Origin of the sequence: Pseudomonas sp. B21-035 (genome assembly GCF_024748945.1) — a bacterium.
In the GTDB taxonomy this organism is placed as follows: domain Bacteria; phylum Pseudomonadota; class Gammaproteobacteria; order Pseudomonadales; family Pseudomonadaceae; genus Aquipseudomonas.
In genome coordinates this window covers 231573-251024 of the sequence record NZ_CP087179.1, presented here as the reverse complement: position 1 = coordinate 251024, position 19452 = coordinate 231573, and the positions used below count along the sequence as shown (strand labels likewise).

The following is a 19452-nucleotide window of genomic DNA, read 5'->3' as shown; positions in this document are numbered from 1 at the left end:
TAGCAAAGCCCGATCTTCGATGCCTGGGTTATGCTTTGGGCTGACTTGATCAATGGAAGACCGTGTGACTGCACTGACTGACCTGGACAAACGCTGGCTCACCGAAGCCGTGCGCCTGCGCGAAGAACATGCAGGCCCCTTGGAAGACCAGGAAGCCAACCGCCGCGCCCGCCAGGCAGGCGGCGACCTGCCGGCGCGCATCGAAAGCCGCGCCCTGTGGCTGGCCGAACGCGACGGCATGCGCAGCGCCCTGCAACACTGGAAACAAGGCGCTCGCCTGGCGCTGGCAGCCCTGGTGGTACTGGCCGTGCTCAGCGGCGCCGGCCTGGCCCTGGCCGCCCTCGGCGACAGCCTGCGCCCGGTCAACGTGTTCTGGGCCCTGGGCAGCCTGCTCGGGTTGAACCTGCTGCTGTTGCTGGGCTGGCTGCTGGGCTTTTTTCTGGCCGGTGAACAGGGCGCCAGCCTTGGTCGCCTGTGGCTGTGGCTGAGCGAAAAATTCGCCCGCGATGCCCAGGCCGCACACCTGGCCCCCGCCCTGCTGGTGATGCTGCAGCGACAAAAACTCAATCGCTGGCTGCTCGGCCTGTTGGTGCACAGCCTGTGGCTGCTGGCCTTGAGCGCTGCGCTGTTGATGCTGCTGATGCTGCTGGCCACCCGACGTTACGGCTTCGTCTGGGAAACCACCATTCTCGGCGCCGACACCTTCGTCGCCCTGACCCAGGCCCTTGGCGCCCTGCCCGCATTACTCGGCTTCAGCGTGCCGGACGTGGCCATGATCCGCGCCAGCGGCGACACGCAACCGGCACTTGAGCTGGCCCGCCAGGCCTGGGCCGGCTGGCTGCTCGGCGTGCTGCTGGTATACGGTATCGTTCCGCGCCTGCTGCTTGCCGCCCTGTGCCTGTGGCGCTGGCGCAGTGGCCGGGCACGCCTGCAACTTGACCTCAAGCTGCCCGGCTACAGCCAGCTGCGCGATGTGCTGATGCCCAGCAGCGAACGCCTGGGCGTCAACGACGCCGCGCCTGATGCCTTGCCGCAGATCGTGCGTGGCGTTGGTGAAGAACACAGCGAAGGCGCCCTGCTGGTCGGCCTGGAGCTGGACGACAAACGCCCGTGGCCACCTACCCTGCCGGCAACGGTGAGCAACGCCGGTATCCTCGATAGCCGCGAGTCGCGCAACAAACTGCTGGAACAGCTCAGCCGTTTTCCGCCAGCGCGCCTGGCGATTGCCTGCGACCCGCGCCGCTCGCCCGACCGCGGCAGCCTGGCGCTACTCGCCGAGCTTGCGCGCAATGCCGGGGCCACGCGCATCTGGCTGCTGCAGGCAATGCCCGGTCAGGCGCTGGACGCTGAACGCCTGGGCGACTGGCATCAGGCCCTGGAACAGCTGGGTTTGAGCTACGCCGACAGCGCCCCGCTGAACTGGCTGGAGCATGGCCATGACTAAGCCGCTGAAACTGGCCGTGGTCGGCCACACCAACGTTGGCAAGACCTCGCTGCTGCGCACCCTGACCCGCGATGTCGGCTTCGGCGAGGTCTCGCATCGGCCGAGCACCACCCGTCATGTCGAGGGCGCACGCCTGTCGGTGGACGGCGAGCCGTTGCTCGAACTCTACGACACCCCGGGGCTGGAAGACGCCATCGCCCTGCTCGACTACCTTGAGCGCCTGGAACGGCCGGGCGAACGCCTCGATGGCCCGGCACGGCTGGAGCGCTTTCTGCGGGGTAGCGAGGCGCGCCAGCGTTTCGAGCAGGAGGCCAAGGTGCTGCGCCAACTGCTGGCCAGCGATGCCGGCCTGTATGTGATCGATGCCCGCGAGCCGGTGTTGGCCAAGTACCGCGACGAACTGCAAGTGCTGGCCGGCTGCGGCAGGCCGTTGCTACCGGTGCTCAACTTCGTCGCCAGTAGCGACCATCGCGAAGCTGACTGGCGCGAAGCCCTGGCGCGCCTGGGGCTGCATGCGCTGGTGCGCTTCGACAGCGTCGCCCCGCCAGAAGACGGCGAGCGCCGCCTGTACGAAAGCCTGGCGTTGATGCTGGAGCACTCACGACCAGCGCTGCAACGCCTGATCGACGATCAGCAGGCCCAGCGCCAGGCCCGGCGTGAAAGCGCCAAGCGCCTGGTCGCCGACCTGCTGCTCGACTGCGCCGCTTGCCGGCGCAGTGTGGTCGCCGAGCCTGGCGCCGAAGCCGTGGCCATCGAAGCCCTGCGCCGCGATGTGCGCCAGCGCGAGCAACGCTGCGTCGAAGCGCTGCTCAAGCTCTATGCGTTTCGCAAGGAAGACGCCGCCAGCAGCGACCTGCCTTTGCTCGACGGGCGCTGGGGCGATGACCTGTTCAACCCGGAAACCCTCAAGCTGCTCGGTGTACGCCTGGGCAGTGGCGTGGCAGCCGGTGCGGCGGCCGGGGCCGGGGTCGATTTGCTGGTCGGCGGCCTGACCCTCGGTGCCGCGGCGCTGGCCGGGGCGATAGCCGGCGGCGCGCTACAGACTGCCCGCAGCTACGGCTCGCGCCTGCTCGGCAAACTCAAGGGCCAGCGCGAGTTGACGGTGGACGACAGTGTGTTGCGCCTGCTGGCGTTGCGTCAGCATCAGCTGATTCACGCCCTGGATGCCCGTGGCCATGCGGCGCTGGAGCGGATCAAGCTGACGGCGCCACAAGAACAGACCTGGCGCGAAGGCAAGCTGCCGCAAGCGCTGGGCAAGGCCCGGGCGCATCCGCAGTGGTCGTCGCTCAATCCCGGGGCGAAAGTGAATCAGGCCGAGCGCCAGGAGCAGATAGATGCGCTAGTGCAGGAGCTTTAGCGCCTTGCCCTTGAGCAGTTGCAGGTCAATCACCGGCACATTCATCTCCTTGGCCAGCTCATCCCACTGGCGCATGCGCAGGCTCAACGTGCACAGCGGGTCTTGCTCGAAGGCATCGGCCTCGGCCTCGCTCATCACCCCGCCCTGGTACTCCAGGGTGCGCCGGCTGGCCTCACTCAGGCGCTGGTAATAACCCGGCTGGCGCAAGGTCAGGTAGCGCTTGGCCTCGACGTGGTACTCCACCAGCCTGGCCAAACGCTCGCTGAAGCCGCAGCGGCGCAGGTAGTTGGCGCCAACACGCTCATGGCTGACCACGCCATAGCCGCCCATGTCGCCTTCGGCGCTGCCACAGATATGGCCGATGTCATGGAAGAACGCCGCCAGTACCACCTCGTCGTCATAGCCCTCGGCCAACGCCAGTTGCGCCGCCTGGGACATATGCTCGAGCTGCGAAACCGGCTCGCCGATGTAGTCCTCATTGCCATGCTGCTGATACAAGGCGAAGACCTCGCTGACAATCTGTTCGGCACTAACCATGATCAGTCACTCTCCTCCAGCAAACGGGCGATATGTTGCTCGGCCAGGGCCGGGCCGACGCTCATGCCGACGCCGCTGTGCATCAGCGCAGCGCTGATACCCGGCGCCACCTGCAGCAAGGAAAACGGCCCCGGCCCGCCTGAACCATAGACGCCCTGCCAGCGTTCGACCACCTCGATGCGCCCGCCCAGGGTCTGCTCGGCCAGCTCGATCATCCAGTTGTCGACCTGCTCGGCGTTGAACGGTGAAGCATCGCTGCCATAGGCATGGGAGTCGCCGATGATCAGCTCGCCATGGGGCGTCGGGCTGATCAGCAGGTGGATGCCATGCTCCAGCAGGTGCGGGCTGTTGGCCTGCAGTTGCGCTTTCAGCGCCTGGGCCTGCGGCAGGTCGGCGAAGGCGCCGTAGTGCACACAGCTCAGGCCAGTCAGCAAGGCGTGCTGCAGGTCGAGCTTGAAGCGCGGCCGGGCGCGCAGCATCTGCAGACGGCAAACCTGCGGTTGCAGGGCGGAGATGGGTTCGGCGAGCAGGGTCTGGTAGTCGTGGCCGGAGCAGACCACGATCTGTCTGGCGCTGAAGTCCCCCGCCGTGGTCGATACGCGACCAGGTTCGATAGCACGTACCAAGGTTGAAAAGTGAAACGCTACATCCAGTTCCTGCTGCAGGAAGCGGATCAGGCTCGGCAGCGCTTCGCGGGAATACAACTGCTGGTCTTGCAAGCCACGCAAGGCGGCGCGGTGGTGGCGAAACTGGCCGCCGTACAGGTCGTTCAAGGCGGCGCCGCTGAGCAGTTCCACCTGGTAATCATGTTGTGGCGCGCGCTCGGCACAGAAGGCTTCGAGCAGTTCCAGCTCCAGCGCAGTGCGAGCAAACAGCAGCGAGCCATTGGCCTTGAGCTCGAAGCCGGCCTGCTGCGCCCAGTGCTTCCATATACCACTGCTGGCCTTGGCCAGTTCGAGCATCTGGCCGGGTGGCTGGCCGGTTACCAGGGCCTGGCCGAAGTTGCGCACCGAAGCGCCCAGGGGCGTCGCGCTGCGCTCGAAGACCCGCACTTTGAGCCCGCGCCGGGCAGCGGCGTAGGCATGGGACAGGCCGAGGATGCCGGCGCCGACGATGAGTAGATCGGTCATCTGAGGTTCCTTCAAAAATGCTATCGCGGGGCAAGCCCGCTCCTACAGTAGGAGCGGGCTTGCCCCGCGATGCGGTTACTGCTGCGCGACCTTCTCCGACTTGCCGTCATAGCGCTTGCGCCATTCGGCGAGGATGTTGTCGCGGTTCTTCGAAGCCCAGGCGAAGTCGTTCTTGATCAGGCGCTGTTCGTAGTCGGCCGGCAGTTCGGTCTGCGGCTTGGCGATGCCCGGCTGGGCCAGGACGGCGAAGTTTTCCTTGTACAGCTCCATGGCCGCCGGGCTCGCCGAGAAGTCGGCCAGGCGCTTGGCCGCGTCTTCATGCTGGCTGCCCTTGATCACCGCGGTGGCTTCGATCTCCCAGCCCAGGCCCTCCTTCGGCAGGACGATGTCCAGCGGCGCACCCTGGCGCTTGAGCTGCACGGCCGGGTATTCGAACGAGATGCCGATCGGGAATTCGCCAGCAGCAGCCAGCTTGCACGGCTTGGAGCCAGAGTGAACATACTGGCCGATGTTCTGGTGCAGCCCGTCCATGTACGCCCAGCCCTGCTTCTCGCCGAAGGTCTGCAACCAGGCGCTGACATCGAGGAAACCGGTGCCGGAAGACGCCGGGTTAGGCATGACGATCTTGCCCTTGTACTCAGGCTTGGTCAGGTCCTGCCAGCTCAGCGGCTTGCTCAGGCCCTGCTTCTCGGCCTCGACGGTGTTGAAGCAGATGGTCGCGGCCCAGACGTCCATGCCCACCCAGGCCGGCGGATTGGCGGCATCGCGGTAGTTGGCGCCGATCTTGCCGAGGTCTTTCGGTGCATAGCTTTGCAGCATGCCCTGCTGGTCGAGGATTGCCAGGCTCGATGCCGCCAGGCCCCACACGGCATCGGCTTGCGGGCGGTCTTTTTCGGCCAGCAGCTTGGCAGTGATGATGCCGGTGGAATCACGCACCCACTTGATTTCGATGTCCGGGTTGGCCTTTTCGAAGGCCTGCTTGTAACTCTTGAGCTGTTCGGCTTCGAGCGCGGTGTACACCGTCAGTTGGGTATCGGCGGCAAAGGCCTGCACGCTGAATGCAGTGAGGACGGCAGCGGCAAGAGCAAGTGGCTTGAACATGATGCGGTTCCTTTGAACAGTACAGGTTGGGAGAGGCAATCAGTGACCCGGCGCGCGCTGGCGCCAGGCTTGGGAGCGTTGCAACAGGCCGCGCGAGGCCCAGGCCAGGAGCAGCGAAACGGTGGCGCTGGTAATCAGGATCAGGGTCGACATCGCTGCGGCGCCGCCGACGTTGCCGGCATCATCCATGTTCAGCACGGCGACCGCGGCAAGGATGGTGTCGGGGCTGTAGAGGAAGATCGCCGCCGACACCGTGGTCATCGCCGAGACGAACAGGTAGCGAACGATGTCGAGCAATGCCGGCAGGCAGATCGGCACGGTGACCCGCATGAAGTGCCGGTACAGCGGTGCCTTGAGCGACAGCGCGGCAGCCTCGAACTCGCCATCGAGCTGGCGCAGGGCAGTGGTCGCGGTCATGTTGGCGGTGGTCAGGTAGTGAGCAATGGTGCACACCATCAGCAGCGCCATGCTGCCGTAGAACACATGCAGCGGGTTGCTGCTGAGGTTGAAGAAGAACACGTAGCCAAGGCCCAGCACCAGGCCCGGCACCGCCATCGGCACGAAGCTGAGCAGGCGCAGCAGCAGGTTCAAGCTGCGCTGGCCCTTGGTTTTTTCCATCAGGTAGGCGCCGGTGAAAATCACCGCGCTACCGATCAGCGCCGTGCCCAGGGCCATGGTCAGGCTGTTGCGGTAGGCCAGCCAGCCGCCACCGGCGGTTTCGTCGAACTGGTAGTGCTTGAGCGACAGCGACAGGTTGTAAGGCCAGAACTTGACCAGCGATGAGTACACCGCCATGCCCACCACCAGCAACAGCACCGCGCAAATCAGGATGACCACGGCCATGAAGCAGGCATCGCGACGCCGCGACGGCTGTGGCTGGAACACCTGCGCCCGGCCACTCATCGAATCGCCCTGACGGCGGCGCAGCCAGGCATCGACGGCAAAGCTGAGCAGCGCCGGCACCAGCAGGACCATGCCGATCAAGGCGCCACGGCCGAACTGCTGCTGGCCGACCACGGCCTTGTAGGCTTCCAGCGCCAGCACCTGGTAGTCGCCACCGACTACCACCGGCACACCGAAGTCGGTGATGGTCAGGGTGAACACCAGGCAGAAGGCGGCGAACACCGCCTGCCGGGTGGCTGGCCAGGTGATGCTGTGAAACGCCCGCCAAGGCCCGGCGCCCATGCTCGAGGCGGCGTCGAACAAGCGCGCATCGGCCAGCGACAGCGCCGACAGCAGGATCATCAGCGCATGCGGGAAGGTGTAGATCGCCTCGCCGAGGACAATGCCCCAGAAGCCGTAGATATTGTCGCTGAGCAGCTCGCGCAGCAGCCCCTGGTTGCCGAACAGATAGACCAGGGCAATGGCCGGGAGCATCGACGGCGCCAGCAATGGCAGCAGCGAAATGCCGCGCCACAGGCCCTTGGCCGGAATCAGTGTACGCTGCAGAGCGTAGGCGAACAGGTAGGCCAGCGGCACCACAATGGCCGCAACGCTGAGCGAGACCTTCAGGCTATTGCCCAGCAGCCAGTGAAAGTTGGCGCTGGCAAACAGTTCGCGAGCAGCGACCAGGCCACCGCCCTGGCCGGCATCGCTGCTGAAACCGCGCCAGAAGATCGCCAGCAGCGGCATCAATACCGCGACGGTGAGCAAAAGCAGCAGCAACCATTTGCCGCCGACCACGAACAGTCGATCACCCAGCGAAACACCGGCGCGCCGGGTTGCCTTCGCGTGCGCGATCGGCATGGCGATTGGCGCGGCCATCTCAGGCAAACACCTGCAGGCTGCGCGGCGGCAAGGCGACCCAGATGTCCTGCGAGCCCAGGCGCGGCATCGACTCGGGGGCGACTTCGGCAAGCAGGGCATGGCCTGGCAGTTCGTTGAATTCGAAACTCATGCGGCAGCGATTGCCGAGGAAGGTGATCTCGCGCACCCGCGCCGGGAACAGGTTCTCTTCATGCACCGGCGGATTGACGCTGATCGCTTCCGGGCGGCAGAACAGCCGACCGCTGCGGGCCTGGCTGGCGCCATCGGCCAGGCGCATGTTCAGCGCACCGACCTGGGCATGGCTGTCGCTGTGGCGCTGGAACGGCAGCCAGTTACCCTGGCCAACGAACTCGGCAACGAACGGCGTGGCCGGCTTGTCGTAGATTTCCTGCGGGGTGGCGTACTGCTCGACCTGGCCGTTGTTCATCACCGCGATACGGTCGGCCATCAACATGGCTTCGTCCTGGTTGTGGGTGACCATCAGGGTGGTGATGCCGAGCTGGCGTTGCAGTTGGCGCAATTCGCTGCACAGGTGTTCGCGCACCCGGGCGTCGAGGGCCGACATCGGCTCGTCGAGCAGCAGCAACGACGGTGCCGGGGCCAGGGCTCGAGCCAGGGCCACGCGCTGTTGCTGGCCGCCGGAAAGCTGGCCGGGGTACTTCTTCTCGCTACCGCTCAGGCCCACCAGCTCAAGCATCTGCGCCACCCGCTGGCGCACTTCGTCACGACCGCTGCCGGCCAGGCCGTAAGCGATATTGGCTTCGACGGTCAGGTTGGGGAACAGCGCATAGGACTGGAACAGTATGCCGTAGTCGCGGGCCTGGGGCGGTAGCTCGGAGATATCACGGTCGCCGATGTACAGGGTGCCGCGATCCTGGCGCTCGAGGCCGGCGATGCAGCGCAGCAGGGTAGTCTTGCCACAGCCGGAGGGGCCCAGCAGGCACACCAGCTCACCAGCGGCGACGTCGAGGGAAACATCGTGCAGGGCGGTAAAGGCGCCGAAGCGCTTGTGGATACCGCGCACTTTCATCTGTGCGCCAGGGTTTGCGACCGGAGTGTTCATGGCAGGACCTCATCGAACGAATGAGGGCCATGCTAGGCGGGCAATGCGAAGGTTCTGTGGCGCAGAGGCAAAAGTTGCCGATAGTGGTATAGGCAGATTTTGGTGTGATGCAAATCCCGCTCCTACACCTCGACCGCCGCCACTTCCTGAGCCAACCCCAGAAACGCCGCCGGCAACCGCGCCTGGCGCCGCTCCTTCAAGCAATACAGATACTCATGCATCAGCGGCGCGCCCTCCAGGCTCAGCACCCGCAGCTCGGGGTTATGCGGCACTTCATGGCGGGCAATGATGCTGATGCCGATATTGCGCAGCACCGCCTCGCGAATCGATTCGCGGCTGCCGATCTCCAGCAGCGAGCCGACCTTCACCCCCGCCGCTTCAAGCATCTGCTCGGTCAGCTTGCGCGTGGTCGAGCCCTGCTCACGTACCAGCAGGCAATGCCCAGCCAGCGCCGACAGCGGCAGCGATTCGCGGCTGGCCAGCACATGGTTGCGATGCACCGCCACCACCAGCGGATCGGTACCCAGCACCCGCCGCACCAGCCGTGCATCCTCGACCAGTTGCGATGAGGCGGCCAGATCGACCCGGTAGTCCTCGAGCAATTCCAGCACCTGCTGGGAGTTGCCGATCTCCACCGACACCTCCACCTGCGGCAAGCGCTCGCGGAAGATCTTCACCAGGTCGAGGATGTAGTACGGCGCCGTGGCAGCGATACGCAAACTGCCCTGGCCCTGGCCACTGTTGCGCAGGAAGAACTCGATATCGGCCTCCTGCTGCAGCAGGGCCTTGACCATCGGCAGCAGCCGCGTGCCGTCGTCACTGAGGGTCAGGCGGCGACCGCCACGGTAGAACAGCTCCACCGCGTACTGGCTTTCGAGGTTGCGGATCTGCGTGGTTACCGTCGGTTGGCTGAGCCCGAGTTTCTTCGCCGCCAGGGTAATGCTGCCCAGGCGGGCAACCATGTAGAAGGCTTTCAACTCGGAACTCAACATAGATCCTCTATTTACGCAGCAGGCGCAGGCCGTTGAAGACCACCAGCAAACTCACGCCCATGTCGGCAAACACCGCCATCCACATGGTTGCCATGCCGGCGAAGGTGACTGCCAGGAAGATCGCCTTGATCCCCAGCGCCAGAACAATGTTCTGAGTCAGGATCGCCGCACTCTGGCGCGAGAGCCTGACGAAGGCCGGGATTTTGCGCAAGTCATCATCCATCAATGCCACGTCGGCGGTCTCGATGGCGGTGTCGGTACCGGCCGCGGCCATGGCAAAGCCGATCTCGGCGCGGGCCAGTGCCGGCGCATCGTTGATACCGTCGCCGACCATGCCGACCCGATGGCCCTGGGCGTACAGGTCCTCGATGGTCTTGAGCTTGTCGGCCGGCAGCAGGTTGCCATGGGCCTGGTCGATCCCGACCTGGGCGGCAATCGCCTGGGCCGTGTGCGGATTGTCGCCGGTCAGCATGACAGTCTTGATACCCAGCTCATGCAGCTCGGCAATTGCCTCGCGGCTGCTGTCCTTGACCGTGTCGGCGACGGCGAACAGCGCCAGCGGGCCGGACTTGTCGAGCAGCAGTACAACGGTCTTGCCCTGCCGCTCCAGGGTATCGAGCCGGGCTTCGAGCTGTGCCGAGCACAGGCCCAGCTCCTCGACCAGGCGATGGTTACCGAGGTGATACAGCTCACCGTCGATCTCGCCACGCACACCGCGACCGGCCAGGGCTTCGAAGGCCGTTACTTCACTCAGGGGCAACCGCTGCTCATTGGCAAACACCGCAATGGCACGGGATACCGGGTGGTCGGAACGATCGGCAAGGCTTGCCGCCAGCGCCTGGGCGCGACCTTCGAACAGCGGTTCGAGCACTTCATGGTCGGTTTGCACCGGCTTGCCGTGGGTGATGGTGCCGGTCTTGTCCAGGGCCAGGAAGTCGAGTTTGCGCCCGCCTTCCAGGTACACCCCGCCCTTGACCAGGATGCCTTTGCGCGCCGCCGCGGCCAGGCCGCTGACGATGGTCACCGGGGTGGAAATCACCAAGGCACAGGGGCAGGCCACCACCAGCAACACCAGCGCGCGATAGATCCAGTCGAACCAGGCGCCAGCCATGAACAGCGGCGGAATCACCGCCACCGCCAGGGCGAAGGCAAACACCGCCGGGGTGTAGATGCGCGAGAACTGGTCGACGAAGCGCTGGGTCGGCGCCCGCGCGCCCTGGGCTTCTTCCACGGCCTTGATGATCCGCGCCAGGGTCGATTGCCCGGCCGCTGCCGTCACCCGGTACTCCAACGCCCCGGCCTGGTTGATGGTGCCGGCGAACACCTTGTCACCGGGGCCCTTCTCTACCGGCAGGCTCTCGCCGGTGATCGGTGCCTGGTCGATACTCGACTGGCCGCTGACCACCTCGCCGTCCAGGCCGATGCGTTCGCCGGGACGCACGCGCACCAGATCACCGAGGGCGACCTGCTTGACGTCCAGCTCACGCCACTGGCCATCGGCTTGCTGCACGGTGGCAAGGTCCGGGCTCAACTGCATCAGACCGCCGATGGCGTTGCGCGCGCGGTCCAGCGAGCGCGCTTCGATAAGCTCGGCGACGGTGAAGAGGAACATGACCATGGCCGCTTCCGGCCACTGGCCGATCAGCACCGCGCCGGTCACGGCGATGCTCATCAGTGCGTTGATATTGAGGTTGCCGTTCTTCAGGGCGATCCAGCCCTTTTTGTAGGTGCCCAGACCGCAACTGAGGATCGACACCAGGGCGACCAGGGCCACTACCCAGGACGGCGCCAGCTCGGCAAAGTGGATTGCTTCGGCGCCCAGTGCCGCAACACCGGCCAACGCCAGCGGCCACCAGTGTTTTTTCACCGGCGCAGGCGCAGCGCCAGCTTCGTCGCTGGACTCGCTCAACGGGTCGGCCTGCATACCCAGCGAGGCGACCGCCTGCTCGATGGCGACAGTGTCGGCATGAGTGTGGCGCACGCCGAGGATGCGGTTGATCAGGTTGAATTCCAGCTGCTCGACCCCGGCCAGCTTGCCCAGTTTGTTCTGGATCAGGGTCTGTTCGGTCGGGCAATCCATGGCCTCGATGCGAAAGCGGCTCAGGCGCGCACCGGCGCTGCTCGCCTCGCTCAGTTGCACCAGCGCCGGTGCGGCGTCGTGGGAACAGCAGCTGTGGGCGTGCTCGGCATGTTCATGCCTGGCGTGATCATGGCTGTGGTCATGATCGTGAGGAGCTTTACCGGGGGTGTGGCTGACAGGCTGATTCATGGGTTCATCCTTAAATGTCCTGTTGCCAAGTGAACACCCTGTAGCCACTATAGGGTCAAGCCACTTGTCGAGGTATTTGCAGATGAAGATCGGAGAACTGGCCAAGGCCACCGATTGCGCGGTGGAAACCATCCGTTACTACGAGCGGGAAAACCTGCTGCCGGAGCCGGCGCGCAGCGAAGGCAACTACCGGATGTACACCCAGGCCCACGTCGAGCGCCTGACCTTCATCCGTAACTGCCGCACCCTCGACATGACCCTGGAAGAAATCCGCAGCCTGCTGCGCCTGCGCGACAGCCCGGATGACCAGTGCGAAAGCGTCAATGCGTTGATCGACGAGCACATCCAGCACGTCAAGGCACGCATCGATGGGCTGCAGGCACTGCAGGCGCAACTGCTGGAACTGCGTCAGCACTGCCATCCCAAGGAGGTCCAGTGCTCGATCCTGCAGCATCTTGAGGTCAATGGCGCAGTAACGGCGCCAGAGGCGGAGCATTCACATGTGGGCAGAAGCCACGGGCACTGATTAAGGTACCTGTAGGAGCGGCGGTGCGGCGACCCGACTTGACCCGCGATGCGGTCTGTCAATCACATCGCATCGCGGGTCAAGCCCGCTCCTACAGGATCAGACCGCCATCGGCGCCGTCATTGGCGCGTGGTGCTCGTAGCCTTCGAGGCTGAAGTCGCTCGGTTCGATCTTCTCTAGCCACTCTGGCTCGTACACGCCAGTCTTGGCGAATTCCGGCACGCGATCACTGATCACCAGCTTCGGCGCAGCCAGCGGCTCGCGCTTGAGCTGTTCGCCCAGCATGTCCAGGTGGTTTTCGTAGACATGCGCATCACCGATGAAATAGGTGAACCAACGCGGCGTGTAGCCGGTCAGGCGGCCCATCAGCGACAGCAGTGCGGCGCCTTCGGTGAGGTTGAACGGCGTGCCCAGGCCCAGGTCGTTGGAGCGGATGTAGAGGGTCAGGGAAATTTCCCTGGTCTCGACATTCGGGTGGAACTGGTACAGCAGGTGGCACGGCGGCAGGGCCATTTCGTCGAGCTGGGCGCAGTTCCAGCCGTGGAACAGGATGCGCCGGCTGCCCGGGTCGTTGTGGATGGTGTCGATGCACTGGCGGATCTGGTCGATGGCCTTGTACAGCACCACGAAGGCTTCGCCGTCTTCCTCGGCCTGGGCGATCTGCTGGAAGCCCTGGCTCTTGGCCAGTTCGATGGCCGCCGGGTTGCTCAGCGGGATGCGCTTGTAGGCCGGCCACTGGCGCCATTGCACGCCGTAGATCTCGCCAAGGTCGTCATGGCCCTGGCGAAACGGGTTGGCCAGCCACTGGGCGTTTTCGTTGGCGTTCTGGTCCCAGACCTTGCAGCCCAGCTCACGGAACTCGCCGGCGTTCTTCACGCCACGCAGGAAGCCGACCATCTCGCCGATGGCCGACTTGAACGCCAGCTTGCGGGTGGTGATGGCCGGGAAGCCCTTCTGCAGGTCGAAGCGCAGCATGGCGCCAGGCAGGCTGATGGTGCGGATACCGGTACGGTTACCTTGGAGGGTGCCGTTTTCGATGACGTCGCGGACCAGATCTAGATACTGTTTCATGGCTTACCTGTAGCAAAGACGGCAGGGGATCGCCCTGCCGTGGAAATTCAAACGGCGGCCTTGACCGTGGGTTTGCGGTTGTAGGCCCACCAGATCAGGAAGATGCCACCGACAATCATCGGCACGCAGAGCAACTGACCCATGGTCAACCAGCCGAAGGCGATGTAGCCAAGCTGGGCATCGGGTACCCGCACGAACTCTACGATGAAACGGAAAATACCGTAGAACAGCGCGAACATGCCGGAAACGGCCATGGTCGGGCGCGGTTTGCGCGAGTACAGCCAAAGGATCAGGAATAATGCCACACCTTCCAGGGCGAACTGGTACAGCTGCGACGGGTGACGCGGCAACTGCGCCGGGTCGCTGAACGGCGGGAAGACCATCGCCCACGGCACATCAGTGGCCTTGCCCCACAACTCGGCGTTGATGAAGTTGCCGATACGCCCCGCACCAAGGCCGATCGGTACCAGTGGCGCAACGAAGTCCATCAGCTCGAAGAACGACTTGTTGTTGCGCTTGCCGAACCACAAGGCGGCGAGCATCACGCCGATAAAGCCGCCGTGGAACGACATGCCGCCCTTCCACACTTCGAGGATCAAGGTCGGGTTGGCCAGGTAGGCGTGCAGGTCATAAAACAGCACGTAGCCCAACCGCCCGCCGACAATTACGCCCATGGACAGCCAGAACACCAGGTCCGAGAGTTTTTCGCGGCTCCAGGTCGGGTCGAAGCGGTTCAGGCGACGCGAGGCCAGCAGCCAGGCGCCGCCGATGCCGACCAGGTACATCAGACCGTACCAATGGATTTTGATCCATTTCAGGTCAAGGGCTACTGGATCTATCTGCGGATAAGGCAGCATGGTGACTCCTCTCGTTAAAGCAAAAAGCTAAGACCGACGCAAAACAGCAGCGCGGCGAACAGCCGCTTGAGCAGGCGTGGCGACAGTTTATGTGCCAGGCGCGCGCCGAAGCGGGCGAAAAACATGCTGGTCAGGGCAATCCCCAGCAGCGCCGGCAGGTACACAAAACCCAGGCTATGGGCGGGCAGGTGCGGGTCGTGCCAGCCGAGCCAGATGAAACTCAGGGCGCTGGCCACCGCAATCGGAAAGCCGCAGGCCGACGAGGTTGCCACCGCCTGCTGCATCGGCAGGCTGCGCCAGGTCAGGAACGGCACGGTCAACGAACCGCCGCCAATGCCGAAGATCGCCGAGGCCCAGCCGATCACGCTGCCGGCGAGGGTCAGCCCGGGCTTGCCAGGGATGCCGCGGCTGGCCTTGGGCTTGAGGTCGAGGGCCATCTGCGCGGCGATCACCAGAGCGAACACGCCGATGATCTTTTGCAGCATCGGCCCCTGAATGGCCGAGGCGGTCTTGGCACCGATACCCGCACCGACCAGGATCCCCAGGGTCATCCAGACAAAGATCGGCCACTGCACCGCGCCCTTGCGGTGGTGCTCGCGGATGGCATTGACCGAGGTGAAGACAATGGTCGCCAGCGAGGTGCCCACCGCCAGGTGGGTCAGCACCGACGCGTCGAAGCCTTGCAGGGTGAAACTGAACACCAGCACCGGCACGATGATAATGCCGCCACCGACCCCAAACAGCCCGGCCAGCACGCCTGCGCAGGCGCCCAGCGCCAGATAGAGCACGAATTCCATTGTCGCCCCCGTAAATTCAGTCCGGCATGGTAACGGAAGGTAGGCCTGCGGCTCTAGTGAAGACACATTAAGTCGATGGATCGCGTCGGACGCTATCGGTAGAGTGGGCAAAAACACAGAGGTCCACCTATGTGTCTGATCGCCTTTGCCTGGCGGCCTGGGCATGCCCAGCCGCTGATCGTCGCGGCCAACCGTGATGAGTTCTACGCCCGCCCCAGCCGCGTACTGGGGGCCTGGGAAGATGCGCCCGGGGTTTACGCCGGGCGCGACCTGGAAGCCGGCGGCACCTGGCTGGGGGTCGGCCCCAACGGCCGCTTTGCCGCGCTGACCAATATCCGCGACCCGCAGCAACCCCAGGGCACGCGCTCGCGCGGCGAGCTGGTGGCGGCGTTTTTGCGCGGGGAGATTGGGGTTGAGGCTTACCTGGATCAGGTGGCCAGCCGCAGCCAGCAATATTCGGGGTTCAACCTGCTGGTCGCCGACAGCACGCAACTGGGTTACCTGAATGCCCGGCAAGCCACGCCGCAGCTGCTGGGCGCCGGGGTTTACGGGTTGTCCAACGCCGGCCTGGATACGCCCTGGCCAAAGCTGGTCAAGGCGCGTGCGGGCTTGCAATTGCAACTGGCCGATCCACAGCCGCAGCGCTTGCTGGAGTTACTTGGGGATAACCTGCCGGCGGCAGACAGCGAGCTGCCAGAGACCGGCGTCGGCCTGGGTACCGAGCGGTTATTGTCGAGCGTGTTTATTGCCAGCCAGAACTACGGGACCCGAGCCAGTACCGTGCTGATTGTCGAGGCCGATGGCCGGCGACATTTAGTGGAGCGCAGTTTTGGACCGCTTGGCGGGCATCTGGGGGAGGTGTGTTTGCAGGTCTGACGCTATCGCTGGCAAGCCAGCGATGGGCTGCAAAGCAGCCCCCAAACCTCACAAAGGCTTGCCCACTCCCGGCCCGATCATCCGCGCCAGGCCCAGGTTCTTCAGGGCCAGCTGCAGCGAGCTGTGGATAACTTGCGGGTTGTCGATGCCCATGGCCTGGGCCAGCAGTTCCTTGGACTTGCTCATGCTGACCTGACGCAACATCCACTTCACCTTGGGCAGGTTGGTAGCGTTCATCGACAGGCTGTCGAAACCCATGGCCATCAGCAGCACCGCCGCCGCCGGGTCACCGGCCATCTCGCCGCAGATGCTCACCGGCTTACCTTCGGCGTGGGCATCGCGCACCACGTTCTGCAGGGCCTGGAGCACCGCCGGGTGCAGGTAGTCATAGAGGTCGGCGACGCGCGGGTTGTTGCGGTCGACCGCCAGCAAATACTGGGTCAGGTCGTTTGAGCCGACCGAGAGGAAGTCCACCTGGCGCGCCAGCTCGCGGGTCTGGTACACCGCCGCAGGGATTTCGATCATCACCCCCACCGGCGGCATCGGCACGTCGGTGCCTTCGTCGCGCACTTCGCCCCAGGCCCGGTGGATCAGGTGCAGGGCTTCTTCGAGTTCGTGAATACCGGAAATCATCGGCAGCAGAATGCGCAGGTTGTTCAGGCCTTCACTGGCCTTGAGCATGGCGCGGGTCTGCACCAGGAAGATTTCCGGGTGGTCGAGGGTGACGCGAATACCGCGCCAGCCGAGGAACGGGTTGTCTTCCTTGATCGGGAAGTACGACAGCGCCTTGTCGCCGCCGATATCCAGGCTGCGCATGGTCACCGGCAGCGGGTGGAAGGCCGCCAGTTGCTCGCGATAGATCGCCAGCTGCTCCTTCTCACTGGGGAAGCGCTGGTTGATCATGAACGGCACTTCGGTGCGGTACAGGCCGACGCCTTCGGCGCCACGCTGCTGGGCGCGAGCGACATCGGCAAGCAGCCCGGTGTTGACCCACAGCGGCATGCGGTGGCCATCGAGGGTCACGCAAGGCAGTTCGCGCAGGGCGTCAAGGCCCTGGGCCAGCTGGCGTTCTTCTTCGACGACTTCGGCGTACTGCTTGCGCAGCACTTCGCTGGGGTTGGTGTAGACCTCGCCCTTGTAGCCATCGACGATCATGTCGATGCCGTCGACCTTGGAATACGGCAGGTCGACCAGGCCCATGACGGTCGGAATGCCCATGGCCCGGGCCAGGATGGCAACGTGGGAGTTGCCCGAGCCCAGTACCGAGACCAGGCCGACGAGTTTGCCTTCCGGCACTTCGCCGAGCATCGCCGGGGTGAGTTCTTCGCTGATGAGAATGGTGTTGTCGGGATAGACCAACGACAGCTGACGGGCCTCCTGCAGGTAGGCCAGCAGTCGCCGGCCCAGATCCTTCACGTCCGAAGCCCTCTCGCGCAGGTAGGCGTCGTCCATCAGTTCGAAGCGATTGACGTGCTCGCCGACCACCTGGCGCAGCGCGCCCTGGGCCCATTGGCCGGTCTTGATCACCTGCACCACTTCACCGCCCAGGGCCGCGTCTTCGAGCATCATCAGGTAGACGTCGAACAGCGCGCGCTCTTCCGGGCGCAACTGGGTGGCGAGTTTGGCGGAGAGGTTGCGCATGTCTTCGCGCACCCCTTCCAGGGCGTTGTTGAACAGTTTCAGTTCGGCGTCGATGTCATCAACGGTCTTGTCCGGCACCACATCGAGGTCGGCCGGTGGCAACATGACCACCGCCTTGCCCACCGCAGCGCCGGGTGAACCGGGCACACCGACGAACTTGGCCTCCTGGATACCCTTGCCCTGACGGCCCAGGCCACGGATCGAACCGGTGGCCTCGGCATGGGCGATAACCCCGGCCAGCTGCGCGCTCATGGTCACCAGGAAGGCTTCTTCGCCCTCGTCGAACTGGCGCCGCTCCTTTTGCTGGATGACCAACACCCCGACCACGCGACGGTGGTGGATGATCGGCGCACCGAGAAAGGAAGCAAAGCGCTCCTCGCCGGTTTCAGCAAAGTAGCGATAACGCGGGTGGTCGGCGGCGTTTTCCAGGTTCAGCGGCTCTTCGCGCGTGCCGACCAGGCCCACCAGGCCCTCGTTGGGGGCCATGCTGACCTTGCCGATCGAGCGCTTGTTCAGGCCCTCGGTGGCCATCAGCACGAAGCGGTTGGTCTCGGGGTCGAGCAGGTAGACGGAGCAGACCTGACTGCCCATGGCCTCTTTTACGCGCAACACAATGATCCCCAACGCCGTCTTGAGATCCTTGGCGGAGTTAACTTCCTGGACGATCTTGCGCAGCGTATTGAGCATGGCTCGGGGTCGAACTCCGTCGTCAGTCGCGCGCCAGCAGGCGCGGGGCAAGCTCTTTGAGAGCGCGGCGGTAAACCTCGCGCTTGAATGTCACCACCTGGCCCAGCGGATACCAATAGCTGACCCAGCGCCAGCCGTCGAACTCCGGTTTACCGGTCAAGTCCATCCGCACCCGTTGCTCGTTGGAGACCAGGCGCAGCAGGAACCATTTCTGTTTCTGGCCGATGCACAGCGGTTGGCTGTGGGTACGGACCAGGCGTTGGGGTAAACGATAACGCAACCAGCCGCGGGTGCAGGCAAGAATTTCAACATCATCTCGCTCCAGCCCCACTTCTTCGTTCAGCTCGCGGTACAGGGCATCTTCCGGCGTTTCCTCGGGGTTGATACCTCCCTGGGGAAACTGCCAGGCATCCTGGTTGATCCGTCGAGCCCATAGCACCTGCCCAAGATCATTCGTCAGAATGATCCCGACATTGGGGCGAAAACCATCGGGGTCGATCACGGCAGCAACCTCGCAAACGCATGTCACGGCATTGTTCCACAAAGGTCACAAGGCCAGCAACGCGCCTGTTTACCTTATGTGCACCGATGTGAAAAGTCCGTATTCTGTGGGACTTTTCAGATGTTATGCGAGTGACTTAAATGCGCCTGGCTTTATTCGATCTGGACAACACGCTCCTTGGTGGCGACAGCGACCACGCTTGGGGTGACTACCTGTGCGAACGCGGCATTCTCGACCCGGTCGAGTACCAGAACCGCAACGACGCCTTCTATCAGGACTATCTGGCCGGCAAGCTGGACCTGAACGCCTACCTGAACTTCAGCCTGGAAATCCTCGCGACCACGGAAATGGCGCAACTCGACGAATGGCATCGCGACTTCATGCGCGACTGCGTCGAGCCGATCATCCTGCCCAAGGCCCTGGCCCTGCTGAAAAAGCACCAGGATGCCGGCGACAAACTGGTGATCATCACCGCCACCAACCGTTTCATCACCGGCCCGATCGCCAAGCGCCTGGGCGTACAGACCCTGCTGGCGACCGAATGCGAAATGCTCGACGGCCGTTTCAGCGGGCGCAGTACCGATATACCCTGCTTCCGTGAAGGCAAAGTGACGCGTCTGAACCGCTGGTTGCTGGAAAACGGCTACAGCCTGGACGACAGCTACTTCTACAGCGACTCGATGAACGACCTGCCGCTGCTGGAGAAGGTGGCCAACCCGGTCGCCGTCGATCCGGACCCGAACCTGCGCGCCGAAGCTGAAAAGCGCGGTTGGCCGGTGATCAGCCTGCGCGATTGATCGCCGCTATGGGAGCGACTGCTCGCTCCCACCGAAGC

At 64.4% G+C, this 19452-nt stretch carries 17 protein-coding genes; 5 read left to right on the top strand and 12 right to left on the bottom strand.

The window, feature by feature from the left end; translation table 11 throughout:
* The first annotated feature begins 52 nt into the window (after nt 1–52).
* Nucleotides 53–1444, top strand: a complete 1392-nt coding sequence (locus LOY22_RS01100; RefSeq protein ID WP_093377299.1) for a DUF2868 domain-containing protein — start codon at nt 53–55, stop codon at nt 1442–1444.
* A complete protein-coding gene (locus LOY22_RS01095) occupies nt 1437–2801 on the top strand; it encodes a DUF3482 domain-containing protein (protein WP_093377304.1) in 1365 nt (454 codons plus the stop codon). The genes LOY22_RS01100 and LOY22_RS01095 overlap by 8 nt, the downstream gene beginning before the upstream one ends.
* Here LOY22_RS01095 and LOY22_RS01090 read toward each other — a convergent pair.
* The 7 genes from LOY22_RS01090 to LOY22_RS01060 all read right to left on the bottom strand — a co-directional run bounded on the left by LOY22_RS01090 (nt 2784) and on the right by LOY22_RS01060 (nt 11660).
* Entirely contained in the window at nt 2784–3338 is a 555-nt protein-coding gene (locus LOY22_RS01090) for a phosphonate degradation HD-domain oxygenase (RefSeq protein ID WP_258595847.1), read from the bottom strand. The genes LOY22_RS01095 and LOY22_RS01090 overlap by 18 nt on opposite strands.
* Nucleotides 3339–3340: 2 nt before the next feature.
* Nucleotides 3341–4468 carry a TIGR03364 family FAD-dependent oxidoreductase gene (locus LOY22_RS01085; protein WP_093377313.1) on the bottom strand — a complete coding sequence of 376 codons (1128 nt, stop codon included), beginning with the start codon at nt 4466–4468 and terminating at the stop codon, nt 3341–3343.
* 75 nt (nt 4469–4543) lie between these two features.
* On the bottom strand, nt 4544–5569 hold the full coding sequence (locus LOY22_RS01080; RefSeq protein WP_045201846.1) for a putative 2-aminoethylphosphonate ABC transporter substrate-binding protein: 1026 nt from the start codon (nt 5567–5569) through the stop codon (nt 4544–4546).
* Between the two features lie 39 nt (nt 5570–5608).
* Nucleotides 5609–7333: a putative 2-aminoethylphosphonate ABC transporter permease subunit gene (locus LOY22_RS01075; RefSeq protein WP_258595844.1), complete on the bottom strand. Its 1725-nt coding sequence runs from the start codon at nt 7331–7333 to the stop codon at nt 5609–5611.
* A 1-nt stretch (nt 7334) separates the two neighbouring features.
* Complete coding sequence (locus LOY22_RS01070) at nt 7335–8399, bottom strand: putative 2-aminoethylphosphonate ABC transporter ATP-binding protein (protein WP_045201841.1); 1065 nt, start codon at nt 8397–8399, stop codon at nt 7335–7337.
* Nucleotides 8400–8521: 122 nt separating this feature from the next.
* Nucleotides 8522–9391 (bottom strand): LysR family transcriptional regulator, encoded by an 870-nt coding sequence (locus LOY22_RS01065; RefSeq protein WP_093377326.1) that lies wholly within the window; start codon nt 9389–9391, stop codon nt 8522–8524.
* A 7-nt stretch (nt 9392–9398) separates the two neighbouring features.
* On the bottom strand, nt 9399–11660 hold the full coding sequence (locus LOY22_RS01060) for a heavy metal translocating P-type ATPase (RefSeq protein WP_258595841.1): 2262 nt from the start codon (nt 11658–11660) through the stop codon (nt 9399–9401).
* A gap of 82 nt (nt 11661–11742) precedes the next feature.
* Here LOY22_RS01060 and cadR point away from each other — a divergent pair, with 82 nt between their 5' ends.
* A complete protein-coding gene (gene cadR, locus LOY22_RS01055; RefSeq protein WP_038997693.1) occupies nt 11743–12186 on the top strand; it encodes a Cd(II)/Pb(II)-responsive transcriptional regulator in 444 nt (147 codons plus the stop codon).
* A gap of 99 nt (nt 12187–12285) precedes the next feature.
* Here the strand turns inward: cadR and LOY22_RS01050 are convergent, their stop codons facing one another.
* Genes LOY22_RS01050 through LOY22_RS01040 form a run of 3 tightly spaced genes read right to left on the bottom strand, consistent with a single transcriptional unit; the run spans nt 12286 to nt 14911 of the window.
* Nucleotides 12286–13257 carry a thymidylate synthase gene (locus LOY22_RS01050; protein WP_045201834.1) on the bottom strand — a complete coding sequence of 324 codons (972 nt, stop codon included), beginning with the start codon at nt 13255–13257 and terminating at the stop codon, nt 12286–12288.
* A gap of 47 nt (nt 13258–13304) precedes the next feature.
* Nucleotides 13305–14114 carry a prolipoprotein diacylglyceryl transferase gene (gene lgt / locus LOY22_RS01045; protein WP_045201832.1) on the bottom strand — a complete coding sequence of 270 codons (810 nt, stop codon included), beginning with the start codon at nt 14112–14114 and terminating at the stop codon, nt 13305–13307.
* Nucleotides 14115–14128: 14 nt separating this feature from the next.
* Nucleotides 14129–14911, bottom strand: coding sequence for a sulfite exporter TauE/SafE family protein (locus LOY22_RS01040; protein ID WP_045201826.1), 783 nt, complete (start codon nt 14909–14911; stop codon nt 14129–14131).
* 129 nt (nt 14912–15040) lie between these two features.
* Between LOY22_RS01040 and LOY22_RS01035 the strand changes: the two genes are divergently transcribed.
* Nucleotides 15041–15787 carry an NRDE family protein gene (locus tag LOY22_RS01035; protein WP_258595838.1) on the top strand — a complete coding sequence of 249 codons (747 nt, stop codon included), beginning with the start codon at nt 15041–15043 and terminating at the stop codon, nt 15785–15787.
* Nucleotides 15788–15835: 48 nt separating this feature from the next.
* Here the strand turns inward: LOY22_RS01035 and ptsP are convergent, their stop codons facing one another.
* Together ptsP and LOY22_RS01025 are read right to left on the bottom strand one after the other, a co-directional pair.
* Complete coding sequence (gene ptsP, locus LOY22_RS01030; RefSeq protein WP_045201822.1) at nt 15836–18115, bottom strand: phosphoenolpyruvate--protein phosphotransferase; 2280 nt, start codon at nt 18113–18115, stop codon at nt 15836–15838.
* A gap of 22 nt (nt 18116–18137) precedes the next feature.
* Nucleotides 18138–18617, bottom strand: coding sequence for an RNA pyrophosphohydrolase (locus LOY22_RS01025; RefSeq protein WP_010222140.1), 480 nt, complete (start codon nt 18615–18617; stop codon nt 18138–18140).
* A gap of 140 nt (nt 18618–18757) precedes the next feature.
* Here LOY22_RS01025 and LOY22_RS01020 point away from each other — a divergent pair, with 140 nt between their 5' ends.
* Entirely contained in the window at nt 18758–19414 is a 657-nt protein-coding gene (locus LOY22_RS01020) for an HAD family phosphatase (RefSeq protein WP_045201820.1), read from the top strand.
* Nucleotides 19415–19452: the final 38 nt, after the last annotated feature.